Source organism: Motilibacter peucedani, from assembly GCF_003634695.1.
GTDB classification, from domain to species: domain Bacteria; phylum Actinomycetota; class Actinomycetes; order Motilibacterales; family Motilibacteraceae; genus Motilibacter; species Motilibacter peucedani.
Genome location: NZ_RBWV01000001.1, coordinates 120,854 through 143,870 on the forward strand (window position 1 = coordinate 120,854; position 23,017 = coordinate 143,870).

Below are 23,017 nucleotides of genomic sequence, written 5' to 3' on the forward strand. Positions count from 1 at the left end.
GCTGCGTACGCGCGGTCGCGCTGCCGCGCCGACGACGGCGCACGTCGGCGCGCGCGAGCGTGGTCGGCATGGACGACGACCTCGTGGTGGCCAGGGGCCTCACCAAGCGCTACGGCAGCCGGGCTGCCGTCGACTCGCTCGACCTCACCGTGCGTCGGGGCGAGGTCTACGGGTTCCTCGGGCCCAACGGCGCCGGCAAGACGACCACGCTGCGCATGCTGCTCGGCCTGGTGCGCCCGACCGGCGGCAGCGCACGCGTGCTCGGCCACCCGCCCGGCGACCCGCGCGGGCTGCGCGGCGTGGGGGCGCTGGTCGAGGGACCGGGGCTCTTCCCCCACCTCTCGGGCCTGGACAACCTGCGCGTCGCGGCGCGCTGGGCCGGCCTCCCGGAGAGCGCGGCCGGGCCGGCGCTCGCCGAGGTGGGGCTGGAGGAGCGGGCGGGCGACCGGGCCTCGGCCTACTCGCTCGGCATGCGCCAGCGGCTCGGCGTCGCGCTCGCGCTGCTCGGGTCGCCCGAGCTGCTCGTGCTCGACGAGCCGACCAACGGGCTCGACCCGGCCGGCACCGCCGACATGCGCGCGCTGCTGCTGCGCTGCCGGGCCGCCGGGCGCACGGTGCTGCTCTCGAGCCACCTGCTCTCGGAGGTGCAGCAGGTCTGCGACCGGGTGGCCGTCGTGCGCGACGGGCGCGTGCTCACCGAGGGCACGGTCGCCGAGCTGCGCGGCGGGGCGGAGCTGGTCGTGGCGGCCGAGCCGCTCGCGACCGCGTGCCGGGTGGCGGAGGCAGTGCTGGGCGCGGACAGCGTCCTCGGCTCCTCGGCCGGCTCGCCCGGGCGCATCCGGCTGCGCGGGGCACCGGCCGACGTGCCGCGCCTGAACGCGGAGCTCGTCGGTGCGGGTGTGCAGGTGTGGGCGCTGCAGGTCGAGGAGCGCTCGCTGGAGGACGTCTTCCTCGAGCTGACAGGAGGTGCGTGACGATGGGTGCGAGCGTCCGCGGCTGCACGGCCGCCGAGTGGCTGGCCGTGCGCCGGCGTCCCGGGGTGTGGGTGCTGGTGGTCGTGTGGCTGCTGCTGGCCGCGGTCTTCGGCTACCTGTTCCCCTACCTGACCTACCGCAGCGGCGGCTCGGGCGGCTTCGGCGCCGACGACACCCTCTCGCCGCAGCAGCAGCTCGACGCCCTGGTGCCGGCCCAGCTCGTGCCCACGGTCGTCTCGGGCACGCCGCTGTTCGGCGGCGCCCTCGCCCTCGTGCTCGGCGCGCTGGTGGGCGCCGGACCCTACGGGTGGGGGACGCTCAAGACGGCCCTCACCGCGGGCCCGCGGCGCTGGCAGCTCGCGGCGGGGCAGCTCGCCGTCGTCGGCGGGCTGGTGGCCCTGCTGGTGGTCGGCGCGTTCGCGATCGGCGGCACGACGAGCACGGTCATCGCCGCCACGGAGGACGCGTCGACCGCGTGGCCGGGGGCAGGCGAGCTCCTGCGGGGCGCGGCGGCGTGCTGGCTGGTGCTGGCGCTGTGGGCGTCGGCAGGGTACGCGCTCGGCACCCTCCTGCGCGGCACCGCCCTCGCGGTCGGGCTGGGGCTCGTCTGGGCGCTCGTCGTCGAGAGCCTCGTGCGCGGCGTCGGGCGGGCGCTGGACCCCGTGGAGGCCGTCGACAAGGCGCTCCCCGGCGCCAACGCCGGCTCGCTGGTCCGGGCCCTGGGCGCCGCCGCGGAGAACCGGCCGGGCGGCACGCCGGGCGTCAACGAGCTGGTGGGCGGCGCCACCGCGACGGCCGTGTGCTGCGCCTACCTGCTGGGCTTCCTCGCCCTCGCGGTGGGGCTGCTCGTGCGGCGCGACGTCAGCTGAGCGCCCGAGCGCCCGCTAGCCGCAGCGGGCGGCCGAGCGCCCGTTGCCGACGAGCCCGCGGGCGGCGTCCGGTGCGGAGTTGTCGCAGCGCACGACGTTGCCCGCCTGCGGGTAGAGCCCGACGCCGAAGCCGGGGACGCTCCCGACGACGCGGTTGCCGCTGAAGACGTTGCGGGTGCCGTAGCCCGGCACCACGGAGTGGGCCTGGAAGCCGTCGGCGAAGGCGCTCGGACGCAGGGTGCCGTCGTCGTCCCAGCGCCGCGTCGTGTCCGAGACGGTGTTGCCGCTCACGACCCAGCCGTTGCCCTTGGCGTCGACGGCCGAGTCGGCGCTGTTGCGCCCCGAGGTGCCGGCGGCGACGAAGCGGTTGTCGCGCAGCGTGCCGGAGTCGGTGCCCTCCTTGAGGTCCGCTCCCTCGGCGGTGACGTCCTCGAAGGTGTTGCCCTCGACGAGCACCCGCTCGGTGTTGTCGCCGGTCGAGATCCGCTCGACCGGGTCGGTGCAGTGGTAGGAGCCCCAGTTCGAGCTCGCCGAGCCGACGTAGACGCCCTCGCCGTACTGAGGCGATCGCCGGCCGGTGTCGTGCACGTAGGAGTCGCGCAGGACGCCGTCGGAGCTGCACGAGCGGAAGTGCACGCCCTCGGCGCCGATGTCGTAGACCTCGACACCGTCGATGACCGTGCCGCGCGAGCCGTCGAGCACGATGCCCTTGCTGGCGTGCGCGACGGTGATGCCGCGCACGTGCCAGTAGTCGCCCGTGACCGAGAGGCCGTAGTCGCCGGAGACGCCCTTGGTGCGGAAGACCGCCCGCCGCGAGCCGACCAGGGTGATCGGCGCCGCCGCGGTGCCCGAGGCGGCGGCGACCACGCGCTTCTTGAACAGGTAGGTCCCGTCGGCGACCGCGACCGTGTCGCCGGGACGGGCGGAGGCGAGCGCGGCGCGTACCTCGTCGGCGGTGTCGACGTGCCAGGTGGTGCCGGTGGACGAGGTCGCCGGGGCGACCGCGGGAGCCGGAGCGGGAGAGGTCGCGGGCTGGACGGCCGGCGCTGCGGAGGGCGCGACGGGCTGGACCGCGGGCGCGGCAGGGGCCGCGGCGGCACCGGAGGCGACGTCGAAGCGGGCGTCCAGGCGTACGTCGCCGCCCCTCTGCTCCACCCGCGCCCGCAGGCGGTGCGAGCCCGGGGCGAGGCGGAGGTCGAGCTCGTACGGCGCGGTGGTGTCGGCGCCGAGCCAGACGCCGTCGAGCACCCAGGTCACCTGCGTGACGCCTTCCCCCGCGACGTACGCGGTGGTGGGTCCCGCGAGCGCGGCGCCGTCCAGCGGCGACGCCCCGGCGAGCAGTGCCGCGCCGTCGGCGGCGGAGGCGGGCAGGGCGCCGACGGTGATGCCCAGGGCGGGCGCGACGAGCAGGGCGAGCAGGGCGTAGCGGGAGCGAGAGAGCACGGGGAGCGACTTCCGTCCGAGGTGCGGGGACCTCTTGGATGTCGGGTCCTCGGGCCGGCGTGTTGAGCAGGCGCGAGGGTGACGCTCGTCGCGGCTGCGGTGTCACCCGTTCGGCGGCTCCAGCGGCGGCTGCTGGTCGCCGAAGCAGAGGAGTCCGGCACGAGTCGCGACCGACGACGACGGGGAGGTGCGCGTGCACGAGCGTCCTGGGGACTCCCCCGCTCCCGGCCGGCTCCCGGCCGGCGCCCCGAGCGACCGGCCGCGCGTCGAGCGGGTCGTCGCCCTGGCCAGCGAGGTGCGCCCGTCCCTGCCGCTGGGGCCCGCCGCGGCCGACGCGCTGCGTGCGGCGATGGCCCGTCAGGACGTCTGGCTGGGTGGGTGCTTCGCCGCGGTGCCGGAGGGCGCACAGGTGTGGACCGCGCCGCGCACCGATCCGGCCGCCGTGCCGCTGGGCGAGGTGAGCTGGTCGGAGGCCCCGTCGGGCGGACTGGTCATCACCTCGGTGAGCGTGACGCCGGCCGGTCTGGCGCTGGGCGAGGGCACGCTGACCGTGCTCGCGCGGGTGCTCGCACTGACCGGCGTGCCGGTGGACGGCACCCGCGTCGGCCTGCCCGTGCCGACCGAGGACCCGCCTGCCTGACTCCGCCAGGCCCAGCCCCCCGGCGATGCGTGGGGGCGGGCGGGCGGACGCGGCGAGGCCCTCGCACCCGCTAGTGTGCGAGGGCCCGAGCCCGCGGTGCGGTGCGGCTAGGCGCCGTGCTCCTGGCCGCCCGGGGCGACGCTGGTGCTCGCGTCGAGCCCGGAGAGCTGGCTCTCTATGAAGCTGCGCAGGCGGCTGCGGTAGTCGCGCTCGAAGCCGCGCAGGTCCTCGACCGTGCGCTCGAGCACCGCCCGCTCGTTCTCGAGCGAGCCCAGCACCTGGCGGTGGCGCTCCTCGGCCTCGCGGATCAGCTGCTCGGCGCGCAGCCGGGCCTCGGTCACGATGCGGCCGGCCTGCTCCTTGGCCTCGTTGACGTGCTGGTCGGCGGTGCGCTGCGCCAGCGCGAGGATGCCGGCGGCCTGCTCGGCCGGCACCGGAGCCGCCGGCGCTGCGGGTGCCTGCGCCGCGTGGACGCCCGGCGCCTGGACCGCCTCGGCGGCCGGCTGCTCGACGGCCTGCGGAGCCTCGGCGGCCGGCTGCTCGGGCTTGTCGAAGCTCGGCTGCTGGGGCGCCGCCACGGGGGCGACGGGGTGCGAGCCGGTGGGTACGGCGTGGGCGCCGGTGACCGGGTGGGAGCCGGTCGTGACGCCCACCGTCGTCTGGTGGGCGCCGGTGCCGACCTGGTGGGCGCCGGTGGCGACCGGGTGCGCGCCCGTCAGCGGCCCGCCCTCGCCGCGGGCCAGCCGGGCCTGCGCCTCGGACAGCGAGCGCTGCACCTGCGCCAGCTTGGAGCGCAGCTCGTCGTTCTCGCGGTAGAGGCGGGTGAGCTCCGCCTCGACCTCGTCGAGAAAGTCGTCGACCTCGGCCTCGTCGTAGCCACGCCCGAGCCTCGTGCTCGTGAACTGCTTGTTGGCGACGTCCTCTGGGCTGAGAGGCATCAATGCTCCTCGACATGCGTGCGGGCTCGCGGACGGGCCCGCCGCGCGCTGATCAGGGTGTCCCGGGACGCTCGGTCCCGGTCACAGCGAAGCGGACAGGTTCCGGAGAACACTAGCGGCAACCTGGAGCGCCACGATCAGCACCAGGAACGAGAGGTCGAGGGAGATGGTCCCGATGCGCAGCGGCGGGATGAGGCGCCGGAGCAGCTTGAGCGGGGGGTCGGTCAGGGAGTAGACCACCTCGGCCAGGACGAGCACCACGCCGCGCGGCCGCCAGGCCCGCGCGAACATCTGCACGAAGTCGAGGACCAGACGGGCGATCAGCACGAGGATGTAGACCTCGATCAGACTCCCGACCCAGTCGAGCAGCGTGGACACGCCTCAGCTCAGCTCTGGTTGAAGAAGCCGTTCTCGGCCATGCGAGCGCGCTCCTCCGCGGTCACGGACACGTTGGCCGGCGAGAGCAGGAACACCTTGTTGGTCACGCGCTCGATGGTGCCACGCAGCCCGAAGATCAGCCCCGCCGCGAAGTCGACCAGGCGCTTGGCGTCGGAGTCGTCCATGTCGGTGAGGTTCATGATCACCGGGGTGCCGGAGCGGAACGTCTCGCCGATGGTCTTGGCGTCGTTGTAGGAGCGCGGGTGGATCGTGGTGATCCGGTCGAGCCCCGTGGGGGCGGGCGCCGGCGCGGGGACGTGGCGCGGCACGGTGGCCAGCGAGCCGTCGGTGCCCAGGGCGGAGGAGCCGTGACCGCCGTGGGAGGCCGTGCCCTTGCGCATCGCGACCGGCTCGCGCACCGCGTGGCGCACGGGAGCGTCGTCGAGGTCGCGCACGGCCCCGGCACGGGCACGGGCGGGCGCCGGCTCGGGGGCGGCGTCGGCGTAGCCGTCGTCGTAGTCGTCGTACTCGTCGTAGTCGTAGCGCTCGGCGTCGTCCTCGACCAGGCCGAGGTAGACCGCCATCTTGCGCATGCCGCCGGCCATCGTCGTGGTTCCTCCGGGTTGGTGCCGTGCGTCGGGCTGTGGGTGTGCTGGGGTGCGGCGGGGTGCCGCGGGCAGTTCGTCGGCGTGGTGTGCGGGACGTTACCGGAGCGGCGCCCGCTTCCCGAGCAAGGCGGTGCCGATGCGCAGGTGTGTCGCACCTGCCGCCACCGCCTGCTCCAGGTCGCCGCTCATGCCGGCGCTGACGGCGTCGGCAGCGGGGTGGTCGACGCGTACGCGTGCGGCCAGCTCCTGCAGCCGCGCGAACGCGTCCGCCGGGTCGGCGCCGAGCGGTGCGACGGCCATCAGGCCGCGCAGCCGCAGGTGCGGCGAGGCGGCGACCTCGTCGGCGACCCGGGCCACCTCGTCGGGCGCGGCTCCCCCGCGCCCCGGCTCGGCGGACGGGTCGAGCTGCACCTGCACGAAGCACTCGAGCTCGCGCCCGGCGCGCTCGGCGCCGAGCTCGAGCGCCGGGACGAGCCGCACCCGGTCGACGGAGTGCACCGCGGCGGCCCACCGCGCCACCGACGCCGCCTTGTTGCGCTGGAGCTGGCCGACGAAGTGCCAGCGCAGCCCCAGGTCGGAGCACTCGGCGGCCTTGGGGTCGCCCTCCTGCTCGCGGTTCTCGGCGACGTCGCGCACGCCGAGACCTGCCAGGACGCGCACGTCGGAGGCGGGGTACGTCTTCGTCACCGCGACGACCGTCACCTCCTCGCGCGCCCGGCCGGCCGCGGCGCACGCCGCGGCGGTGCGCACCTCGAGCGCGGCGAGAGAGGCTGCCAGCTCGGCGGCGCGGTCCTCGCTCATCCGCGCAGCCACGCCAGGCCGGCGAACCGGCCGGTCGTGCGCGAGCGGCGGTAGGAGAACAGCGCGTCGGACTCCGCCGTGCACCCGGGCACCTCCGCGACCTCGACCTCGGCCCGGGCGAGCTGCTCGAGCACGCCGGCGGAGACGTCGAGGCTCGGCGTGCCGGTGCGCGTGACCGACCGGGCGACCGGCTCGACCTCGGCGACCTGCTCCCGCATGGCGAGGGGGACCTCGTAGCAGCGGGCGCAGATCGACGGGCCGACCCGGGCGACGAGCCGGCCCGCACCGGCCGCGCGCATCCGCTCGACCAGCGAGGTGGCGACGCCGAGCGCCATGCCGCGGCGTCCCGCGTGGGCCACCCCGACCATCCCCTCGTCGGGCGCCGCGACGACCACCGGAGTGCAGTCGGCCACCAGGACGGCCAGGGCGAGCCCCGGCGCCCGGGTGAACAGCGCGTCCGCCTCCGGCGCGTCGTCCGGCCACGGACCGACGACCTCGACGACCCCGCGGCCGTGCACCTGCTCGGCGACCACCAGGTGCTCGACGCCGGCCGCCCGGGCGACTCGCTCGCGGTTGCGCGTCACGGCGTCCGGCTCGTCGCCCACGTGGCCGCCGAGGTTGAGCGAGTCGTAGGGCCCGCTGCTGACGCCGCCGGGGCGCCCGGTCCCCGCGAGCACCGCGGGGCCGAGCTGCTCCGTCCACCGCAGCGGGCCGTCGACCATCGGGGCGCGTCCTACTTCAGGAAGTCGGGCACGTCGAGGTCGTCGCCGGCGTCGTCGAAGACGATCGTGCGGCCGCGGGCCGGGCGGGCCGGCTCGGGACGCGCGTCCGGTCGGCCGCCCGCCGGGCGCGAGGGCTCGAAGCGCACCTCGCCGCGGCTCGAGGGAGTGGCCGAGCGGACCGGGTCACCCGGCACCCGCGCGGGGCGCTCGGACGGGGCCGAGGCGGTCGGGCCGGCCGGAGCCGGGCTCGGCTGCGGCACGCCGGGGGGCAGCGTCACGGCAGGTGCGGGCGCGACGGTGCCCGGCGTACGCCGCTGCTGCTGCTCCGGCTGGTGCTGGCCCCGGCGACGGGGCAGCCCGCCGTCGAAGCCGGCGGCGATGACCGTGACCCGCACCTCGTCGCCGAGGGCGTCGTCGATGACAGCGCCGAAGATGATGTTGGCCTCGGGGTGGGCCGACTCGGCCACCAGCTGGGCGGCCTCGTTGATCTCGAACAGGCCCAGGTCGGAGCCGCCGGCGATGGAGAGGAGCACGCCGTGCGCGCCGTCGATGGAGGCCTCGAGCAGCGGGCTGGCGATGGCCTGCTCGGCGGCGGTGACCGCGCGGTCCTCGCCGCGGGCCGAGCCGATGCCCATGAGGGCGGACCCCGCGCCGGACATGACGCTCTTGACGTCGGCGAAGTCCAGGTTGATCAGGCCGGGGGTCGTGATCAGGTCGGTGATGCCCGAGACGCCCTGCAGCAGCACCTGGTCGGCCTGCTTGAAGGCGTCGAGCATGCTGATCTGGCGGTCGGAGATCGAGAGCAGCCGGTCGTTCGGGATGACGATCAGCGTGTCGACCTCGTTGCGCAGCTCCTCGATGCCCGACTCCGCGCTGCCCGCGCGGCGCCGGCCCTCGAAGGTGAACGGCCGCGTGACGACGCCGATGGTGAGCGCGCCGAGCGAGCGGGCGATGCGGGCCACGACGGGAGCGCCGCCGGTGCCGGTGCCGCCGCCCTCGCCGGCGGTGACGAAGACCATGTCGGCGCCCTTGAGCACCTCCTCGATCTCGTCGGCGTGGTCCTCGGCGGCCTTGCGGCCGACCTGCGGCTCCGCGCCGGCGCCGAGCCCGCGGGTGAGCTCGCGGCCCACGTCGAGCTTGACGTCGGCGTCGCTCATGAGCAGGGCCTGCGCGTCGGTGTTGATCGCGATGAACTCGACGCCCTTGAGGCCGACCTCGATCATGCGGTTGACGGCGTTGACACCGCCGCCGCCGATGCCGACGACCTTGATGACCGCCAGGTAGTTCTGCGGTGCTGCCACGTCGGTTGCCTTCCGGGTCGGGGCCTCTCTCCGCGGTGGAGACGGGCCCGGGTGGTGTGGAGCTGGTGTGGTGCTGGGTGGTGCTCTGTGGTCTGGTGCTCTGCGGTCTGCGGCCCGGGCGAAGGGTGTGAACCCTCACCCTCAAGTGGAGCCTTATAGTTATGTCAACTGCTCCATGGCCGGAGAACGTAGCCCGCGACCCGCTCCAGATCAGGGAGGCGCGCGGCGTGTCGCGCGTGTCGTGTCGCGCCGCGTCCTCGTGCGCTCGAGCGCGCCCCCGGGACGGGTCAGGCCTCGCGCGTCTTCGGCGAGCGCTCGGAGGTCCGGCTGGGGTCCCGCTCGACGACGTCGCCGAGCGCCTCGTCGATGCGGGCCAGCGCCTCGGCCGGGATGCGCACGCCTGCCGCCGCGACGTTCTCGTGCACCTGCTCGGGGCGCGAGGCGCCGATGATCGCCGTGGACACGTTGGGGTTCTGCAGCACCCACGCCACCGCGAGCTGCGCCATCGAGAGGCCGAGCTCGTCGGCGACAGGTCGCAGCTGCTGCACGCGGGCGAGGACGTCGTCGCTCATCCAGCGGGCGATCATGCTCCTGCCGCCCTTGTCGTCGGTCGCGCGCGAGCCGGTGGGCGGCTGCTCGCCGGGCACGTACTTGCCCGTCAGCACGCCCTGGGCGATGGGCGACCACACCACCTGCGAGATGCCGAGCTCCTCGGAGGTCGGCACGACCTCGCCCTCGATCACGCGCCAGAGCATGGAGTACTCCGGCTGGTTGGAGATCAGCTGGAAGCCGAGCTGCTGCGCGAGGGCGTGGCCGGCCCGCAGCTGCTCCGAGGTCCACTCGCTGACGCCGACGTAGAGCACCTTGCCCTGCCGCACGAGGTCGGCGAAGGCCTGCATCGTCTCCTCGAGCGGCGTCTCGTAGTCGTAGCGGTGGGCCTGGTAGAGGTCGATGTAGTCGGTCTGCAGCCGCTGGAGCGAGCCGTTGACCGCCTCGGTGATGTGCTTGCGCGAGAGCCCGAGGTCGTTGTGCCCCTTGGGCCCGGTGGGACCGAAGACCTTCGTGAAGACCTCGAGCGACTCCCGGCGCTCGCCCTTCAGAGCCTCTCCGAGGACCGTCTCGGCCCTGGTGTTGGCGTAGACGTCGGCGGTGTCGAAGGTCGAGATGCCGGCGTCGAGCGCGGCGCGTACGCATGCAGTGGCCGTCTCGTTCTCGACCTGGGAACCGTGCGTGAGCCAGTTGCCGTAGGTGATCTCTGAGATCTTGAACCCGGATGCACCGAGGTAGCGGAATTCCATGGACCCATACAACACCCGGCGTCCCGCGAGCCCTGTGTCCGAAGCTGCGGCCCGGCCACCTGCGGTGACGGGCCGACCGCTTCGGACGCAGCAGCGCATCAGCCGGCCTCCGCCCACCGGTCGCTGAGCCGGTCAGCGGCCGGAGTCCGTCACGCACACTGGGACGGTGCATCTCGGACACCGTTCCCTCGTCACCGGCCTCGCCCTGGCCTCGGCCCTGCTGGCCTCCGCCTGCTCGTCGGGCTCGCCCGCCGCCTCGCCCCGCCCACCGGCCACCTCCGCCCCCGCTTCCCCCGCCGCAACGGCACCAGCCACCCCGAGCAGCAAGGCCGCCGAGGGCCGTCCGATCGTCATGGCCGCCCTCGGCGACTCGATCACGCAGGGGTTCGACGCCTGCGCCCCGCTCTCGGACTGCCCCGAGGTGTCCTGGGCGACGGGCTCCTCCGCGGACGTGCGCAGCCTCGCCACCCGCATCGGGGAGGCGCGGCCGGTGAGCGGCGCCTACGACGACGCCCGCAGCGGTGCCCTCGTCGCTGACCTCCCCCGGCAGGCGCAGCTCGCGGTCTCCCAGCGCGCTGACGCCGTCACCGTGCTGGTAGGCGCCAACGACGCGTGCCGCTCGAGCGTCGGCGCGATGACTCCGGTGTCCCAGTTCGCCAGCGCCTACGGTGCCGCTCTCGCGACGATCAGTGAGGGGCGTCCGCAGGCTCGGGTCTTCGTCGCCTCGATCCCCGACCTCGAGCGGCTCTGGCGGGTGGGCTCGACCGTGCCTGCGGCGGTCCAGGTGTGGTCCGGCTTCCCGATCTGCCCGACCATGCTCGCCGACCCGACGTCCGTGACTGCTGCCGACCAGGCGCGGCGGGCAGCGGTACGGGCCCGGGTCGTCGCCTACAACGCCGTCCTCCGCGCCGGCTGTGCGAAGACGCCGCACTGCCGCTACGACGGCGGAGCCGTCTTCGCGCAGCCGATCACCGCCGCGGACCTCTCGTCGGTCGACTACTTCCACCCGAGCGTCCTGGGGCAGGCCCGGCTCGCCGAGGTGACGTGGCAGCGCGCGCGGACGCTCTGGCTGCCCTGAGGGGCCGTCGGACACACAGGCGCGTGCCCCAGAATGGGGTGGTGCCTGCCCCGCTCGACCTGCGACCGACCCTGCGAGCGGACTGTTCGCGGTGCGCCGCGCTGTGCTGCATCGTGCCCGCCTTCTCGCGGTCGGCGGAGTTCGCGATCGACAAGCCACCGCGCACCCCGTGCCCCAAGCTGCTCGACGACTTCCGCTGCGGGATCCATGACCGCCTCGCCGAGTCCGGCTTCCCCGGCTGCAGCGCCTTCGACTGCCTGGGTGCCGGCCAGCACGTGACGGCCACGCGGGCACCGGCGCAGCGGGCCGACGCCTTCGAGGTGGTGCGGGACCTGCACGAGCTGCTGTGGTACGTCGCAGAAGTGCTCGCGCGTCCTGACGCCGCCCCGGCGCACGCCACGGCGACGGCCCTCCGCGACGAGGGCCTCCGGCTGCGCGACGAGCTGGGCCTGCAGCGCGCGCAGGTCGACGCTTACTGGTCTGCTGTGGCCTCTTTCCTGCTCGAAGCGAGCGCAGTGGTACGCGCTGGTGCTCCGGTCTCTGAGCGACGGTCCCGCGAGCTCCGGCGCGCAGACCTCAGCGGCCAGGACCTGCGGGGCAGGAGCTTCACCGGCAGCGACCTGCGCGGCGCGTCACTGCTGGGAGCGGACCTCCGCGGGGCGACGCTCGACCGCACCGACCTCCTGGGCGCAGACCTCCGAGGCGCGGACCTCAGGGGCGCCGACCTCCGCACAGCGCTGTTCCTGACCCGCACGCAGGTGGCGGGCGCACGCGTCGACGGGAGCACTGAGCTGCCGCCCGTCCTCGCCGGTCCGGTGGGTGCCTGATGCTGCCGTGACCCGCCGGCTCCCGTCACTCGCTCTGGCACTCGCGCTCGGTGTGCTGGCCCTGTGCCCGCTGTTCGCAGGTGGGTCCTCCGGTGAGGCGTGGGCGTCTGCAGCGACGACCTCGCCGGTGTGGTGCGCCGTGCCGGCGCTGGGCGCGGTGGCCCTGGCCGTCTCCCGGCGCCGTCCCAGGACGGGAGCCGCAGTGGCACTCGGAGGTCTGGCGCTGTGGTGCCTGCAGGCATGGCGCTACCGCTCGGCGGAGGTGTTCGCCGGAGGACCCGTGTGGGTGTTCGGGCCCTACGACGAGCACCCCAGCCCTGGCGTGACGGCGCAGGTCGCAGACAGCGCCTCCGGTCCGGGCACCGGCCTGCGGCTCTCGACCGACCTCCTGGACCACTGGCCGGTCGGACCCGACGTCTACCCCACGGGCGGCTGGGGGTCCGCGCACCTGAGCGTGTGGGCGTGGGTGCTGGGGGCTGTCCTCCTCGTGGCTCTTGTGAAGGTGGCTGCGCGGCGCTAGGCACCATCAGAACGGACGGCTCGCGCGGCGGCGACGACGGCTTCGAGGTTCGCAGCGGTCGTGGACGGAGCGACGCCGACGGACCACGCCGTACCACCCGCCGCCGCCCACTCCAGGATGCTGAGCGCGTCAGCCGCGCTCGAGCTCCCGAGCGAGTGCTGCGACAGCGCACGCACGTCCAGCTCGACGCCTTCGGCCGCCAGGGCGCGCACGAGCACGTCCACGGGGCCGGCGTCGGTGCCGGTGCGCTCGACGCGCCGACCGTCGAGGCACAGCACGACCCAGGTCCTGTCGCGCCCGCGCGCGTCCCGCTCGGTGCGCCAGTCGAGCAGCTCGACGGGTCCGCCAGGCGCCGAGTACTTCGCCTGCAGCAGGTGCAGCAGGACCTCCGCCGTCGCCTCGCGTCCGGTGAGGTCGCAGTGCGCCTGCACGTGCCTCGCGAAGTCGGCCTGCAGACCGCGCGGGAGCTCGATGCCGTAGGCCGCGCGCAGCAGCTGCGCCACTCCCCCCTTGCCCGACTGGGAGTTGACGCGCACGACGCCTTCGTAGGACCGGCCGACGTCTGCCGGGTCGATGGGCAGGTAGGGCACCTGCCACGGCAGCTCTCCCTCGGGGACGCCCGTGGCGGCGGCGCGCACCGAGTGCTCCGCGAGGCCCTTGGCGATCGCGTCCTGGTGGGTGCCGGAGAAGGCGGTGTAGACCAGGTCGCCGGCGTAGGGGTGCCGATCGTGCACCGGGATCCCGGTGCACCGCTCGACGACGGCCCGGACCCCGTCGATGTCGGAGAAGTCGATCTGGGGGTCAACGCCCTGGGCGTGCAGGTTGAGGGCGAGCGTGGCGATGTCGACGTTGCCGGTGCGCTCCCCGTTGCCGAACACGCAGCCCTCGACCCGCTGGGCGCCCGCGAGCACCGCCAGCTCGGCGCACGCGATCCCGGTGCCCCGGTCGTTGTGCGGGTGGACGCTGAGGATGACGCTGTCGCGCCGGTCGAGGTTGCGGTGCATCCACTCGATCTGGTCGGCGTAGACGTTCGGCGTCGCCGCCTCCACCGTCACCGGCAGGTTGAGGGTCACCGGCCGCTCGGGGCACGCCTCCCACACCCGTGTCACCGCGTCGCAGAGCTCGAGCACGAACTCCGGCTCGGTCAGGTTGAAGACCTCCGGCGAGAACTGGAACCTGACGCGAGGCAGTTCCCCCGCCAGCTCGAGCACGTCGCGGCACGCAGCCAGCACCATCTCCGTCAGCTGCTCGCGGGACCGTCGCAGCACGAGGTCGCGCCACAGCGGAGCGGTGGCGGCGTAGACGTGGACGACGACGTCGTTGTGCAGGCCGCGTACGGACTCCACCGTGCGCTCGATGAGGTCCCTGCGGGCGGCGGTGAAGACGACGACCGTGACGTCCGGAGCCAGGTCGTGCGAGGCGGCCAGCATGCGCACGAAGTCGAAGTCGGTCTGCGAGGCGCTCGGGTAGCCCACCTCGATCTCCTTGTAGCCCATGCGCACCAGCAGCTCGAAGAGCTCCCGCTTGCGCGAGGGGTCCATCGGCTCGGGCAGCGCCTGGTTGCCGTCGCGCAGGTCGACGGGCACCCAGAGGGGCGCTGCCTCCAGACGGGCATCGGGCCAGGTCCGGTCGAACTGCGGCACCGGCACGCGGGAGAAGACGTCGCAGTAGCGGTGCGACGGCATGGCAGAAGGCTGCTGGCGGTTCCATGCCGAGAGCTGAGTGGTGGTCACGGAAGTCCTTCGAGGTGCGAGGGGCACCGACCAGGCAGAAGTCCCGCGACGGGGAGGCCGGTGTGGTCAGGCCCCGCCGCGGCGGCGAAGGACGGTCGTCCGTGGCAGCATGGGGCTGACAGTAGCGACACATCAGGTTGTCTGACAAGTGAGGCGCGCATGCTGCGCAGGAACCCGCTCGCGGAGCAGGCGGCGGAACACCTCTTGCAGGAGATCCGGTCCGGGCGGTGGCCGGTGGGCTCGAGGCTGCCCAGCGAGGCGGTCCTGTCGGAGCAGCTGGGCGTCGGGCGCTCGACGGTGCGGGAAGCCGTGAAGGCACTTGCCGGCAGGCAGCTCGTCGAGTCACGGCAGGGCGCCGGAGTCTTCGTGGTCTCGACGGAGCCGGCCGCCGACTGGCAGGGCAGCGTACGCAGCGCCGAGGTCCGCGAGGTCGTGGAGGTCCGGGAGGCGATCGAGGTCCAGGCCGCTCGCCTCGCAGCCACCCGCCGGGACCGCCGGGACCTCACCCAGCTGCGCCGAGCGCTCGCCGAACGGCGACGCGCTGCGGAGCAGGAGGACGACGAGGCGTACGTCGACGCCGACATCGCCTTCCACCGCTCGGTCGTCGTGGCGGCGCACAACGAGCTGCTCCTGCAGCTGTTCGACTCCTGCGAGGCACGAGTGCGCGCCGCCATGCTGGCGCACCTCGCGCACGGCCAGCAGCACCGCACGGCGGAGGACCGCGCGGCGCACGCCGCGGTCGTCGACGCCGTGCGTCGCAGGCACGAGGGCGATGCTGTCGCGCGCGCCAGTGGGCACCTGCGCCGGCTGCGGGATGCGGCCGGCGAAGGCGTGGGTACGAGTTGACCCGACAGGACGCGAGCGACGGAGGACGTGCCATGACGCAGGGGTTCACCAGGGTGAGCGCCACGGACGCTCTCGACCCGCTGGTCCTCGCGTTGGACGTCGGGTCGACCGGCAGCCGCGGGGACGTCTTCGACGCCACGGGGCGGCCGGTCGAGGGTGGCCGGCTCAAGCTCCCGCACGCGTTCACCACCGCCGCGGACGGCACCTCGGTCATCGACCCGGACCAGGTGGTGGGCGAGCTCCGGCACATCATCGACGAGCTCGCGAGCCGGCAGCTTGCCGGCCGGGTCGGGGGCGTCGCCCTCGACACCTTCGCGTCGTCACTGGTGGGCGTCGGCGCGGACGGCTCTGCGGTGACGCCCTGCTACACCTACGCGGACTCCCGTTGCCACGCCCAGGTCGCTCAGTTGCGAAGCGAGCTCGACGAGGCGCAGGTGCAGCAGCGGACCGGGTGCCGCATCCACAGCAGCTACCTCGCGCCGAGGCTCCGCTGGGTCGAGGAGACCGATCCGGCCACGTTCAGCCGCGCGCGCCGGTGGATGTCTCTGGGTGAGTACGCGTACCTCTCCCTGCTCGGCACGACGGCCGCGGGCACGTCCACGGCGGCGTGGACCGGGATGCTCGACCGCCGCACCGGGAGGTGGGACGGTGAGCTGCTGGCTGCCGCCGGTGTCGACGAGTTGCAGCTCTGCGAGGTGCGTGACCCGGACCAGCCGCTGGACCTCGGTGGCGGCGCTGCCCTCCCCTGGCCGGCGCTCCGGCATGCCCTCTGGTTCGCGCCGATCTCCGACGGCTTCGCGAGCAACCTCGGCACAGGCGCAGTCGACGAGACGTCCGCCGCTGTCGCCGCGGCCACGAGCGGGGCGATCCGCGTGCTCGTCCACGCGGTGCCCGACCAGGTCCCTTCCGGCCTGTGGTGCTACCGGGTCGACGCGGACCGCTCCCTGCTCGGCGGGGCTGTCAACGACGTCGGCCGGATGGTGAGCTGGCTCCAGAGCAGTCTTCAGCTGGACGCGACGGACCTCGACCAGGTGATGGCGGCGGCGCCTGACCACGCGACGCCCCTCGTTCTGCCCTACCTGTCCGGCGAGCGCGCCACCGGCTGGGCAGCTGAGGCCCGAGCGACGTTCGCCGGGGTGTCGGCCGCCACCACGGGTGCGCAGATCCTCCGCGGCGCCATGGAGGGCGTCGCCCTGTCCTACGCGCGGATCGCCGACCAGCTAGGCACCGTCGCGCGGCCGGCGCGCATCCTCGCGAGCGGCCGGGTGACCCAGGACCTTCCGGCGTGGCAGCAGGTCCTCGCGGACGTGCTCGGAGCGCCCGTCGAGCCGGTGACGATCAAGCGGACCACGCTGCACGGCACCGCGCTGCACGCGTTGGCCGTCCTCGCTCTCGACACTCCGCGGACGCGGGCGACGACCGGGCGGAGCTATGAGCCCACACCAGACCACGAGCAGTACTACAGGTCGCGTTCGTCGCAGTACGACGCCCTCTACCGCGCCGTCGTGGCTTCCGACTCCTCCGCATGACCGTGGACGGGTGTCGGCGACAGTCGCTAGCGTGAGCTGATGCCGGACACCTACGCCGTACGCGTGGCTGCGGGCTCGCTGCGCGGCAGCCTCGGGAAGGACCTCGTCCTGCGCACCCGTGGACCGACGAGGGTGTCGTCGCGGAGCTGCGGTTCAGCGGGGCGCACGTACTGCACCTCGCAGTCGCCGGGTGCGTGCTGAACGACGCCTACCGCGAAGCGCGAGCTCTCGGCATCGAGCTGGCCGGCGTCCTCGTCACCGCGGAGGGCAGCTTCGAGCCGGAGACCTGGGCGTCGAGCGGTATCGGCTACCGCGTCGAGGTGGACTCATCGGCTGGCAGTGACGACATCGACCGGCTCCTCGCCGTCGTCGACGAGGTCGCCGAGGTCCCGAAGGCCCTGCGGGCGGGCGCGTCCGTGACGCACGTCCGCTAGCGCAGCTCGGCGACGTCGCCGGCGGCCTCACCCGGCTCGCAGACGCTCGGCGAGGCGCACGGAGGCGTCGATCTCGGCACGCCTGATCGAGACGCTCTCGACGTTGAAGCCGAAGGGCGCACCGAGGCGGCGGCAGTACGCGGCCAGCTCTGCGGCGGTCGCCACGCAGTGCTCGAACGACACTGACAGAGGGTCCTCGGACCTCTGCAGGTCGTTGCGCATCCACGCAGGAACATCGACTCCTAGCCACTGCAGGAAGGCCAAGGTCTTGAGCGAACCGCAGACCGAGAGCGTGAAGATGACGGGTGCGGGTTCCTGCCCTTGGTCATGGCAGGCGTAGAAGTAGTCGGAGACCATGCTCTTGGCGGCGTCGGCGTCGTAGACGACCTGGGTCACGAAGAAGGACGCGCCGCGGCGCTGCTTGCGCAGCATCCGCTCGTGCTCCCGTCCGCTGCCGGAGTGCCGCTCGGGTATGGCCACGCTGCCGAGAGGCAGCTCGGGGCACGTGTTCCGCCAGACGGCCTGCGCCTCGGCGAGACTGGTCAACACCTGCTTGGAGCTGGACGACGCTCCGACGAACACGGTGCTCACCAGCTCGGGGTCTTGCGCGGCGAGCCATGTCTCGAGCTGGGTCGAGTCGTACTTGCCCACGCACCGGTAGATGACGACCGGACGGTCCCACTCGGTCAGGTGACGGGCGTGGAAGTCTCCGTGGTCCTGCGTGGGCAGATAGAGGAAGGGCCGCTCGTCGGGGTTGCGGTCGCTCTCGTCGTCGATGTCGTAGACGATGAGTGCGTCGAGGTCGAGCTGCTTGAGGCGCTCGACGGTGACCGTGGCGATCCGCTGAGCGTCCTCTGGAGGCGACGACCGCCGAGGGGGCGTGATGCTGAAGAGGAGCTGCTCACGCTGGTGCGACGGTGGCTTGCTCACGGGACTTGGTACCACGCGGCGGTCAGCGAGCGCTGCGGGCGAGCCGAGTCAGTGAGCCGAGCACGCTGTCCAGCGCACCCGGATCTCTCACGAGCCGCAGCATGCCGCGCCACCAGGCGCGTTGAAGGGTCGCGGGCATCATGTCGCCCGCGCTGAACCTCGTCGCTCGAGCCGTCGAGAGGTGTGTCGCCACCTCCCGCGCGACCGGATCTGGATACGTGTCGGTGGGCACGCTGCGGGCCACCGAGGTGAAGCCTCCCCGGCGGATCCACACCTCCTGCGCCGGCGCGCCCGCGAGGTAGCTCAAGAAGGCACGGGCCGCAGGAGTGTCCCGCGTCATCACGACGACGTCCGCTCCGACGGTGATGCTGCCGCGCCACTCGGGGTTCACCGCCGGGAACGGGAAGAACCCGTAGTCCCGACCGGGACGCAGGTCCGGCAGCCTGGAGGTGATGAAGCCCTGGGCGAAGGACGCCATGTAGTACATCTCGGCCTTCGGAGGCCGTGCATAGAGCGGGTCCGCTCCCTGCTCGTCGCTCGTGGACAGCACCGCGTCCGCCCCTCCCAAGACGTACCCGTCGTGGTGCAGCAGGTCGAGGAGCATGACGAACGACTTGCGCACGCACGGATCCGTCCACGGCAGGCGCGCTGACACCCAGCGGTCGTAGACGTCTGGCCCGCAGCCGGTGAGGACGATCTCGGACACCCAGTCGGTGAGCGGCCAGCCGCTGGCCTGCCCGCTCGCGGACACGACGGAGAACGGCGTGTGGCCTGCCGCGACCATGCGGTCGGCCAGAGACAGCAGGTCGTGCCACGTCGAGGGCACGGACCAGCCGTTCGCGGTGAAGGACGTCGGCGCGTACCACACCGTCGACTTGTCCGTCACCTTGTAGAAGAGCCCGTAGTGCTTGCCGGCGCGGCTGCCGAGAGCCAGCCAGATGGCGGGGTAGTCGTGGCGGAGCTGGGTCACGTCGAGCGCACGGTCGAGAGGGACCAGACGACCGGCGTCCGCCAGCTCCTGCAGCACCCGCAGGTTCGGCAGCACCGCGATGTCCGGTCCGCTCCTCGCCGAGGAGCGCTGCAGGTCCGCGGCGACGTCGTCCGACCCCTGCCAGTCGACGGTGGCTCCCGTCTGCCGTTCCCACACCGACTGCACGGCCTGGAAGCTCTGGAGCTCGGGGCCGCTCCACATGCCCAGGACGCGCACGTGGGCACCCGCCACCGTGCCGGTGACCGCCGGGGAGGCGACCGCGCTGCTCCCCGCTTGCGGGGGACGTGTGTGCCCGCTAGAACCGGTGCACCCTGCGCTGACCACGGCTCCGAGGGCGAGAAGGCACGCAGCCCGCGAGAGAACGGAGTAAGCGGCCATGCTGCTCCCCGAGACATGGTGGTCCTTGACCGTAGCGCGGCGCAGGTGGACATGTCCCCCACGGGACCTGCTCACGGCACCGCCCGTGGAGCCGGGCTCTCGGCCCTCGCGTGCCTCGGCGCGGCGGCGAAGCGGGTCAGCCCGCGTAGCGCTGCGCCACGACCGCCGGCTGCTCGAGGACGCGGCCGGCGCGCACGTCCCACGCCAGGCGTACGAACTGCGCGTGGGTCCACGCGAGCGGCGTAGCCGAGAACGTCGGCGTGCCGGGCACGAACCCGTCGGTGCCAGCGGGCGCCTGGTCGTCCCAGACCTGCTCGGGCAGCATCCGCCCGGGCCCCGCTGCGCGCGCCATCGTCGTGATCTGGGCACTGGCCGCGGCGCGGTCGCCGGCGGCCAGGTCGTACTCCCCGCGCTCGCCGTTGAGCAGCGGCCACGCCCGGCCGAGGGTCAGACGCGAGTCCTCGGGGAGCCCGAAGTCCCACGGGCTGCCGTCGCGCCGCTCGCCGTAGCCGTCGAACGACGCCCGGTGCCAGTAGACGCCGCGGGCCGTCGAGACGCCCAGCTGCTCGTCCACGACACGCAGGCTGTTGACGACCGAAGGGTCGCTCGCCGGGAGCACGCCGAGGCGCACGACGTCGAGGAAGCTGGGGTCGACGACACGGCGCTGGTCCATGGCGGACGGCCCGCTGTCGCCGATGGCGTACGTCGTCCCCGCATTTGGCATCCCGTCCTTGGTGAGGCGCAGGAAGTACGGCCCGCTGGAGTACGGCCCCGTGGTCGTGACGGTCCACGCCTTGAGATGCGCACGCCACGAGTCCGCAGCCGCCAGGTAGCGCCCGGCGGACGCGGCATCGCCGTTGGCGCGGGCGATCGACGCCGCGCACACCAGCCCCGCGATCTCCGCGGCGATGGTCGCCGGTGAGTAGCCGGACTGGTTCTCCCAGCGGTCCTGGGGCGTCCACGGCGCCACGTTGCCGTCCTGGCTGAAGCCGACCAGGAAGTCGGCCGCGGCCTTGACGTGCGCCCAGGTGCCCTCGTCGGTACGGCCGAGCTGGTAGGCGAGCACCATCGGGAAGGCGACCTCGTCGAGCTGGAGCCCGCCCCACACGGGCGTGCCGTCGACCGCGGAGTTCTGCGGGAACGACCCGTCGGGCTTCTGCTGCACGTCGAACAAGTAGTCCAGCGCGCGGTTCGCGCCCGCGACGTCGCCCGCCAGGGCCAGGGAGCTCGCGATCTGGTAGAGGTCGCGCGACCAAACCAGGTGGTAGGGGCCCGACGGCTTCTCCTTGCCCCAACGCCACGGCATCGTCGGGGAGGCGACGTAGGCCCCGCGGTGCGTCTTGTCCTCGCTGGCGGCGAGGACCATGACCGAGGCGCGGTAGAGCCGCTTCTCGGCACCGGAGTCCAGCGACGACGGCGGGGTCTTGAGGCTGCGCAGGTACGCGTGCCAGCCCGCGGCGTACGCGTGCGAGGTCGCGGCGTACCCGGTCGCCAGCGAGCTGCGTGCCGCAGAGACGGCCTTCTCCGTCGTGGAGCCGAAGGCGAGGGCGAGCGTGGTCTCGCGCCCGTCGTGCCACCCCGTCAGCGAGGTCGCCGCGGTCTGGACGATGCTGCCCGGACCGGCCGAGGTCCAGCGCCCGTCCAACCGTCCGTCCGCGGTCAGGTCGGTGATGCCGTCGCTCGTGCCGCGGTATCCGGTCGAGGTCGCGGTGAACCCGGTCGCGGCGACCAGCGCGCTCGCGGTGGTGGCGTCGTGCGCGACGAGTCCGCCATCCCGGGTCGCCCCCGAGTCGTCGGTGCCGTCGTTGGTGAGAGTGGGCTCATAGGCGACGTAGACGGCGTGCCGCTTGCCGTCCGTCGCCGCGAGCCGCAGGTGCACGAGCACGGTGGCCCGGGCGGGGTCTGTCGCGTAGTCCGCGGTGAGCCGCCAGTGCCCGGCGCGCTGGACGAACGTCTGGCGGTAGCTCAGGCTCCGCTGGTCGGTGACCGTGGTGCGGACGTCGGCGACCTCCTGCGCGAGGGCCGTGCTGCCGCCGTCGGACACCAGGAACCGGAGCGCGCGCGCGCCGGGCGTGCCGAGGTCGGGGTAGAACACCTCGCCCAGCCCGCCCTCCTTCTGCACCGTCAACCACACCGTGCTGGCCGCCGTCGTGGAGGTGGCGAACCCGGACTTGTCAGCGGCGAGGTAGTCGGTTGCCGCGCCCGGACCTCCGGGGGCTGCTCCGCTCGCCCCGGCCGAGGCGGGAGCGGCGAGCAGCGCCGGGGTGGTGAGCAGCCCCACGACCGCGAGCACGGCGGTGAAGGGGTGTACGCGCGACATGGCGCCTCCTCATCGAGACCAGCCTGCGGGCAGTCCGAACCTAGCGAGGCGGAATGGGGAGGACAAGGGCAAAGCGACGGGGAGTGCGACGCGGGGCGGCTGTGACACTGGCGTTCGACCGCCCTTCCGGCCCGGGTCGTCGCAGTCCGTGGTCAGAGCCGCAGCACCTGGGCGGTAGCGAGACATGCGACGGCGGCCTCCTCCGCACGGGGCGGGTCCGCGTGCTCGTCAAGCAGGGCACGGGAGCGTGCGTACCGCCGCGAGCGTCGGCCATCTCACCATCACGACGCGCGCAGCGTGTTCCGGCACGTCGTCGAGCCGTCACCGACGCGTACGCCGGACGACCCGCTTCCTGCCTCACCAGGTGCGGGCGTGGTCATAGGACACTCCTCGATGGCTGGCGTCTTGGTACCCAGCGCGGCTCGCCGGGCTCGTGACCGCAGCGTCTCCCGATGAGCTGACGCCCTACACCTCTGGTCAACGGCCCTGGACCTCTTCATCAGGAGGCGGAGCCGGCCGCACGCTGGCGGGATCACGAACACGCGACGGGGCCTGAGCCAGGCGCCCCTTCCTGTGAGGAGCGGTCAGGTCGCATCTGAGTGTTCGCAGGCGACATGCGTAGAGCAGCGCGCTCCGTCGGCGGCATGTCCGCGCGTCAGCCAGCTGAGGCGCCGCGAGACAAGATGACGACTGCCGTAGCGATCACCACACCAGAGACGGCACCTCGTGACCAGCGCGGCCACCCGAGGGCGGCGGCAAAGTACTCGAGGAGCACGGCTAGTGCGACCGCGGCTAGCAGTATGAGCGTCTTGCTCCGCAGGCTCATACGCAAACTCTCTCACGCAGGCGCAGCACCGTCGGCGGCATGAGGGGAAGATCGTCGGGTAGTCCCGTTGCATGCAGTCGTGGCGCGTGTTGTTGTGCGCGGCAGCCGTCGTCTCGGGCTTCATGCTCGTTCTGTTCGGCATCTTGACCGACAACACGCCGCTCAGGGGCGTCGGGACGTTCCTCGCCGTCCATGGGGCACTGCTCGGCCTCCTGATGCAGCGGAGACGTGGATCGCCTCAGGACACCTGAGTCGGCTCATCGCCATGGACCGACGTGTGGCTGCGCGCCGCGCGCTCGGCGGCAAGAGCGCGCGATGCTACCCGCGCGCAGACCGGCAAGAGCGCGCGATGCTACCCGCGCGCAGACCGGCAAGAGCGCGCGATGCTACCCGCGCGCAGACCGGCAAGAGCGCGCGATGCTACCCGCGCGCAGACCGGCAAGAGCGCGCGATGCTACCCGCGCGCAGACCGGCAAGAGCGCGCGATGCTACCCGCGCGCAGACCGGCAAGAGCGCGCGATGCTACCCGCGCGCAGACCGGCAAGAGCGCGCGATGCTACCCGCGCGCAGAGCGGCAAGAGCGCGCGATGCTACCCGCGCGCAGAGCGGCAAGAGCGCGCGATGCTACCCGCG

Annotated in this window: 21 protein-coding genes; 9 read left to right on the top strand and 12 right to left on the bottom strand. The window is 73.5% G+C overall.

What is annotated here, in order from left to right; translation table 11 throughout:
- Positions 1-68: 68 nt before the first annotated feature.
- The gene (locus tag CLV35_RS00570; protein ID WP_121191513.1) at positions 69-974 is read left to right on the top strand and encodes an ABC transporter ATP-binding protein; all 906 of its coding nucleotides are present in this window, start codon (positions 69-71) and stop codon (positions 972-974) included.
- Between the two features lie 2 nt (positions 975-976).
- Entirely contained in the window at positions 977-1,843 is an 867-nt protein-coding gene (locus CLV35_RS00575; protein ID WP_121191464.1) for an ABC transporter permease, read from the top strand.
- Between the two features lie 15 nt (positions 1,844-1,858).
- Here CLV35_RS00575 and CLV35_RS00580 read toward each other — a convergent pair whose 3' ends face one another.
- Positions 1,859-3,286: a right-handed parallel beta-helix repeat-containing protein gene (locus CLV35_RS00580; protein WP_121191465.1), complete on the bottom strand. Its 1,428-nt coding sequence runs from the start codon at positions 3,284-3,286 to the stop codon at positions 1,859-1,861.
- Positions 3,287-3,479: 193 nt separating this feature from the next.
- Between CLV35_RS00580 and CLV35_RS00585 the strand changes: the two genes are divergently transcribed.
- Positions 3,480-3,926, top strand: coding sequence for a hypothetical protein (locus tag CLV35_RS00585; protein ID WP_147431822.1), 447 nt, complete (start codon positions 3,480-3,482; stop codon positions 3,924-3,926).
- Positions 3,927-4,033: 107 nt separating this feature from the next.
- Here CLV35_RS00585 and CLV35_RS00590 read toward each other — a convergent pair whose 3' ends face one another.
- The 7 genes from CLV35_RS00590 to CLV35_RS00620 form a co-directional block, all read right to left on the bottom strand.
- Positions 4,034-4,864: a DivIVA domain-containing protein gene (locus tag CLV35_RS00590; RefSeq protein ID WP_121191467.1), complete on the bottom strand. Its 831-nt coding sequence runs from the start codon at positions 4,862-4,864 to the stop codon at positions 4,034-4,036.
- A gap of 81 nt (positions 4,865-4,945) precedes the next feature.
- Positions 4,946-5,242: a YggT family protein gene (locus CLV35_RS00595; RefSeq protein WP_121191468.1), complete on the bottom strand. Its 297-nt coding sequence runs from the start codon at positions 5,240-5,242 to the stop codon at positions 4,946-4,948.
- An 8-nt stretch (positions 5,243-5,250) separates the two neighbouring features.
- The gene (locus tag CLV35_RS00600) at positions 5,251-5,847 is read right to left on the bottom strand and encodes a cell division protein SepF (RefSeq protein ID WP_121191469.1); all 597 of its coding nucleotides are present in this window, start codon (positions 5,845-5,847) and stop codon (positions 5,251-5,253) included.
- 99 nt (positions 5,848-5,946) lie between these two features.
- Complete coding sequence (locus tag CLV35_RS00605; protein ID WP_121191470.1) at positions 5,947-6,651, bottom strand: YggS family pyridoxal phosphate-dependent enzyme; 705 nt, start codon at positions 6,649-6,651, stop codon at positions 5,947-5,949.
- The gene (gene pgeF, locus CLV35_RS00610) at positions 6,648-7,373 is read right to left on the bottom strand and encodes a peptidoglycan editing factor PgeF (RefSeq protein ID WP_121191471.1); all 726 of its coding nucleotides are present in this window, start codon (positions 7,371-7,373) and stop codon (positions 6,648-6,650) included. The genes CLV35_RS00605 and pgeF overlap by 4 nt, the downstream gene beginning before the upstream one ends.
- 11 nt (positions 7,374-7,384) lie before the next feature.
- Positions 7,385-8,674: a cell division protein FtsZ gene (gene ftsZ, locus CLV35_RS00615; RefSeq protein ID WP_121191472.1), complete on the bottom strand. Its 1,290-nt coding sequence runs from the start codon at positions 8,672-8,674 to the stop codon at positions 7,385-7,387.
- A 287-nt stretch (positions 8,675-8,961) separates the two neighbouring features.
- Positions 8,962-9,972: an aldo/keto reductase family protein gene (locus CLV35_RS00620; protein WP_121191473.1), complete on the bottom strand. Its 1,011-nt coding sequence runs from the start codon at positions 9,970-9,972 to the stop codon at positions 8,962-8,964.
- Positions 9,973-10,138: 166 nt separating this feature from the next.
- Between CLV35_RS00620 and CLV35_RS00625 the strand changes: the two genes are divergently transcribed.
- The 3 genes from CLV35_RS00625 to CLV35_RS19600 all read left to right on the top strand — a co-directional run bounded on the left by CLV35_RS00625 (position 10,139) and on the right by CLV35_RS19600 (position 12,397).
- Complete coding sequence (locus CLV35_RS00625; RefSeq protein WP_121191474.1) at positions 10,139-11,050, top strand: SGNH/GDSL hydrolase family protein; 912 nt, start codon at positions 10,139-10,141, stop codon at positions 11,048-11,050.
- A gap of 113 nt (positions 11,051-11,163) precedes the next feature.
- A complete protein-coding gene (locus CLV35_RS00630) occupies positions 11,164-11,877 on the top strand; it encodes a pentapeptide repeat-containing protein (protein WP_231121245.1) in 714 nt (237 codons plus the stop codon).
- A gap of 7 nt (positions 11,878-11,884) precedes the next feature.
- Positions 11,885-12,397: a hypothetical protein gene (locus tag CLV35_RS19600; RefSeq protein WP_147431823.1), complete on the top strand. Its 513-nt coding sequence runs from the start codon at positions 11,885-11,887 to the stop codon at positions 12,395-12,397.
- Here the strand turns inward: CLV35_RS19600 and CLV35_RS00640 are convergent.
- A complete protein-coding gene (locus tag CLV35_RS00640; RefSeq protein ID WP_121191477.1) occupies positions 12,394-14,082 on the bottom strand; it encodes a 2-isopropylmalate synthase in 1,689 nt (562 codons plus the stop codon). The two genes, CLV35_RS19600 and CLV35_RS00640, sit on opposite strands and share 4 nt — an antisense overlap.
- Positions 14,083-14,289: 207 nt before the next feature.
- On the opposite strand from CLV35_RS00640, the gene CLV35_RS00645 reads away from it, so the two are divergent.
- From CLV35_RS00645 to CLV35_RS20270, 3 genes are all read left to right on the top strand, one after another.
- A complete protein-coding gene (locus CLV35_RS00645; RefSeq protein ID WP_121191478.1) occupies positions 14,290-14,976 on the top strand; it encodes a FadR/GntR family transcriptional regulator in 687 nt (228 codons plus the stop codon).
- A gap of 32 nt (positions 14,977-15,008) precedes the next feature.
- Positions 15,009-16,505, top strand: coding sequence for a gluconokinase (locus CLV35_RS00650; RefSeq protein ID WP_121191479.1), 1,497 nt, complete (start codon positions 15,009-15,011; stop codon positions 16,503-16,505).
- Positions 16,506-16,699: 194 nt separating this feature from the next.
- Entirely contained in the window at positions 16,700-16,939 is a 240-nt protein-coding gene (locus CLV35_RS20270; protein ID WP_231121247.1) for a hypothetical protein, read from the top strand.
- Positions 16,940-16,966: 27 nt separating this feature from the next.
- On the opposite strand, the gene CLV35_RS00660 is transcribed toward CLV35_RS20270, so the two are convergent.
- The 3 genes from CLV35_RS00660 to CLV35_RS00670 all read right to left on the bottom strand — a co-directional run bounded on the left by CLV35_RS00660 (position 16,967) and on the right by CLV35_RS00670 (position 21,558).
- Positions 16,967-17,869: a methylenetetrahydrofolate reductase gene (locus CLV35_RS00660; RefSeq protein ID WP_121191480.1), complete on the bottom strand. Its 903-nt coding sequence runs from the start codon at positions 17,867-17,869 to the stop codon at positions 16,967-16,969.
- A 22-nt stretch (positions 17,870-17,891) separates the two neighbouring features.
- Positions 17,892-19,076, bottom strand: coding sequence for an ABC transporter substrate-binding protein (locus tag CLV35_RS00665; protein WP_183061547.1), 1,185 nt, complete (start codon positions 19,074-19,076; stop codon positions 17,892-17,894).
- A gap of 298 nt (positions 19,077-19,374) precedes the next feature.
- Positions 19,375-21,558 carry a glycoside hydrolase family 15 protein gene (locus CLV35_RS00670; RefSeq protein ID WP_121191482.1) on the bottom strand — a complete coding sequence of 728 codons (2,184 nt, stop codon included), beginning with the start codon at positions 21,556-21,558 and terminating at the stop codon, positions 19,375-19,377.
- Between the last annotated feature and the right edge of the window lie 1,459 nt (positions 21,559-23,017).

Bases quoted from the DNA above. Each gene is read 5' to 3' on its own strand.
- CLV35_RS00570 (WP_121191513.1), top strand. From the start codon at position 69: ATGGACGACGACCTCGTGGTGGCCAGGGGCCTCACCAAGCGCTACGGC.
- CLV35_RS00575 (WP_121191464.1), top strand. From the start codon at position 977: ATGGGTGCGAGCGTCCGCGGCTGCACGGCCGCCGAGTGGCTGGCCGTG.
- CLV35_RS00590 (WP_121191467.1), bottom strand. From the start codon at position 4,864: ATGCCTCTCAGCCCAGAGGACGTCGCCAACAAGCAGTTCACGAGCACG.
- CLV35_RS00600 (WP_121191469.1), bottom strand. From the start codon at position 5,847: ATGGCCGGCGGCATGCGCAAGATGGCGGTCTACCTCGGCCTGGTCGAG.
- CLV35_RS00605 (WP_121191470.1), bottom strand. From the start codon at position 6,651: ATGAGCGAGGACCGCGCCGCCGAGCTGGCAGCCTCTCTCGCCGCGCTC.
- pgeF (WP_121191471.1), bottom strand. From the start codon at position 7,373: ATGGTCGACGGCCCGCTGCGGTGGACGGAGCAGCTCGGCCCCGCGGTG.
- CLV35_RS00620 (WP_121191473.1), bottom strand. From the start codon at position 9,972: ATGGAATTCCGCTACCTCGGTGCATCCGGGTTCAAGATCTCAGAGATC.
- CLV35_RS00640 (WP_121191477.1), bottom strand. From the start codon at position 14,082: ATGCCGTCGCACCGCTACTGCGACGTCTTCTCCCGCGTGCCGGTGCCG.
- CLV35_RS00645 (WP_121191478.1), top strand. From the start codon at position 14,290: ATGCTGCGCAGGAACCCGCTCGCGGAGCAGGCGGCGGAACACCTCTTG.
- CLV35_RS00650 (WP_121191479.1), top strand. From the start codon at position 15,009: ATGACGCAGGGGTTCACCAGGGTGAGCGCCACGGACGCTCTCGACCCG.
- CLV35_RS00670 (WP_121191482.1), bottom strand. From the start codon at position 21,558: ATGTCGCGCGTACACCCCTTCACCGCCGTGCTCGCGGTCGTGGGGCTG.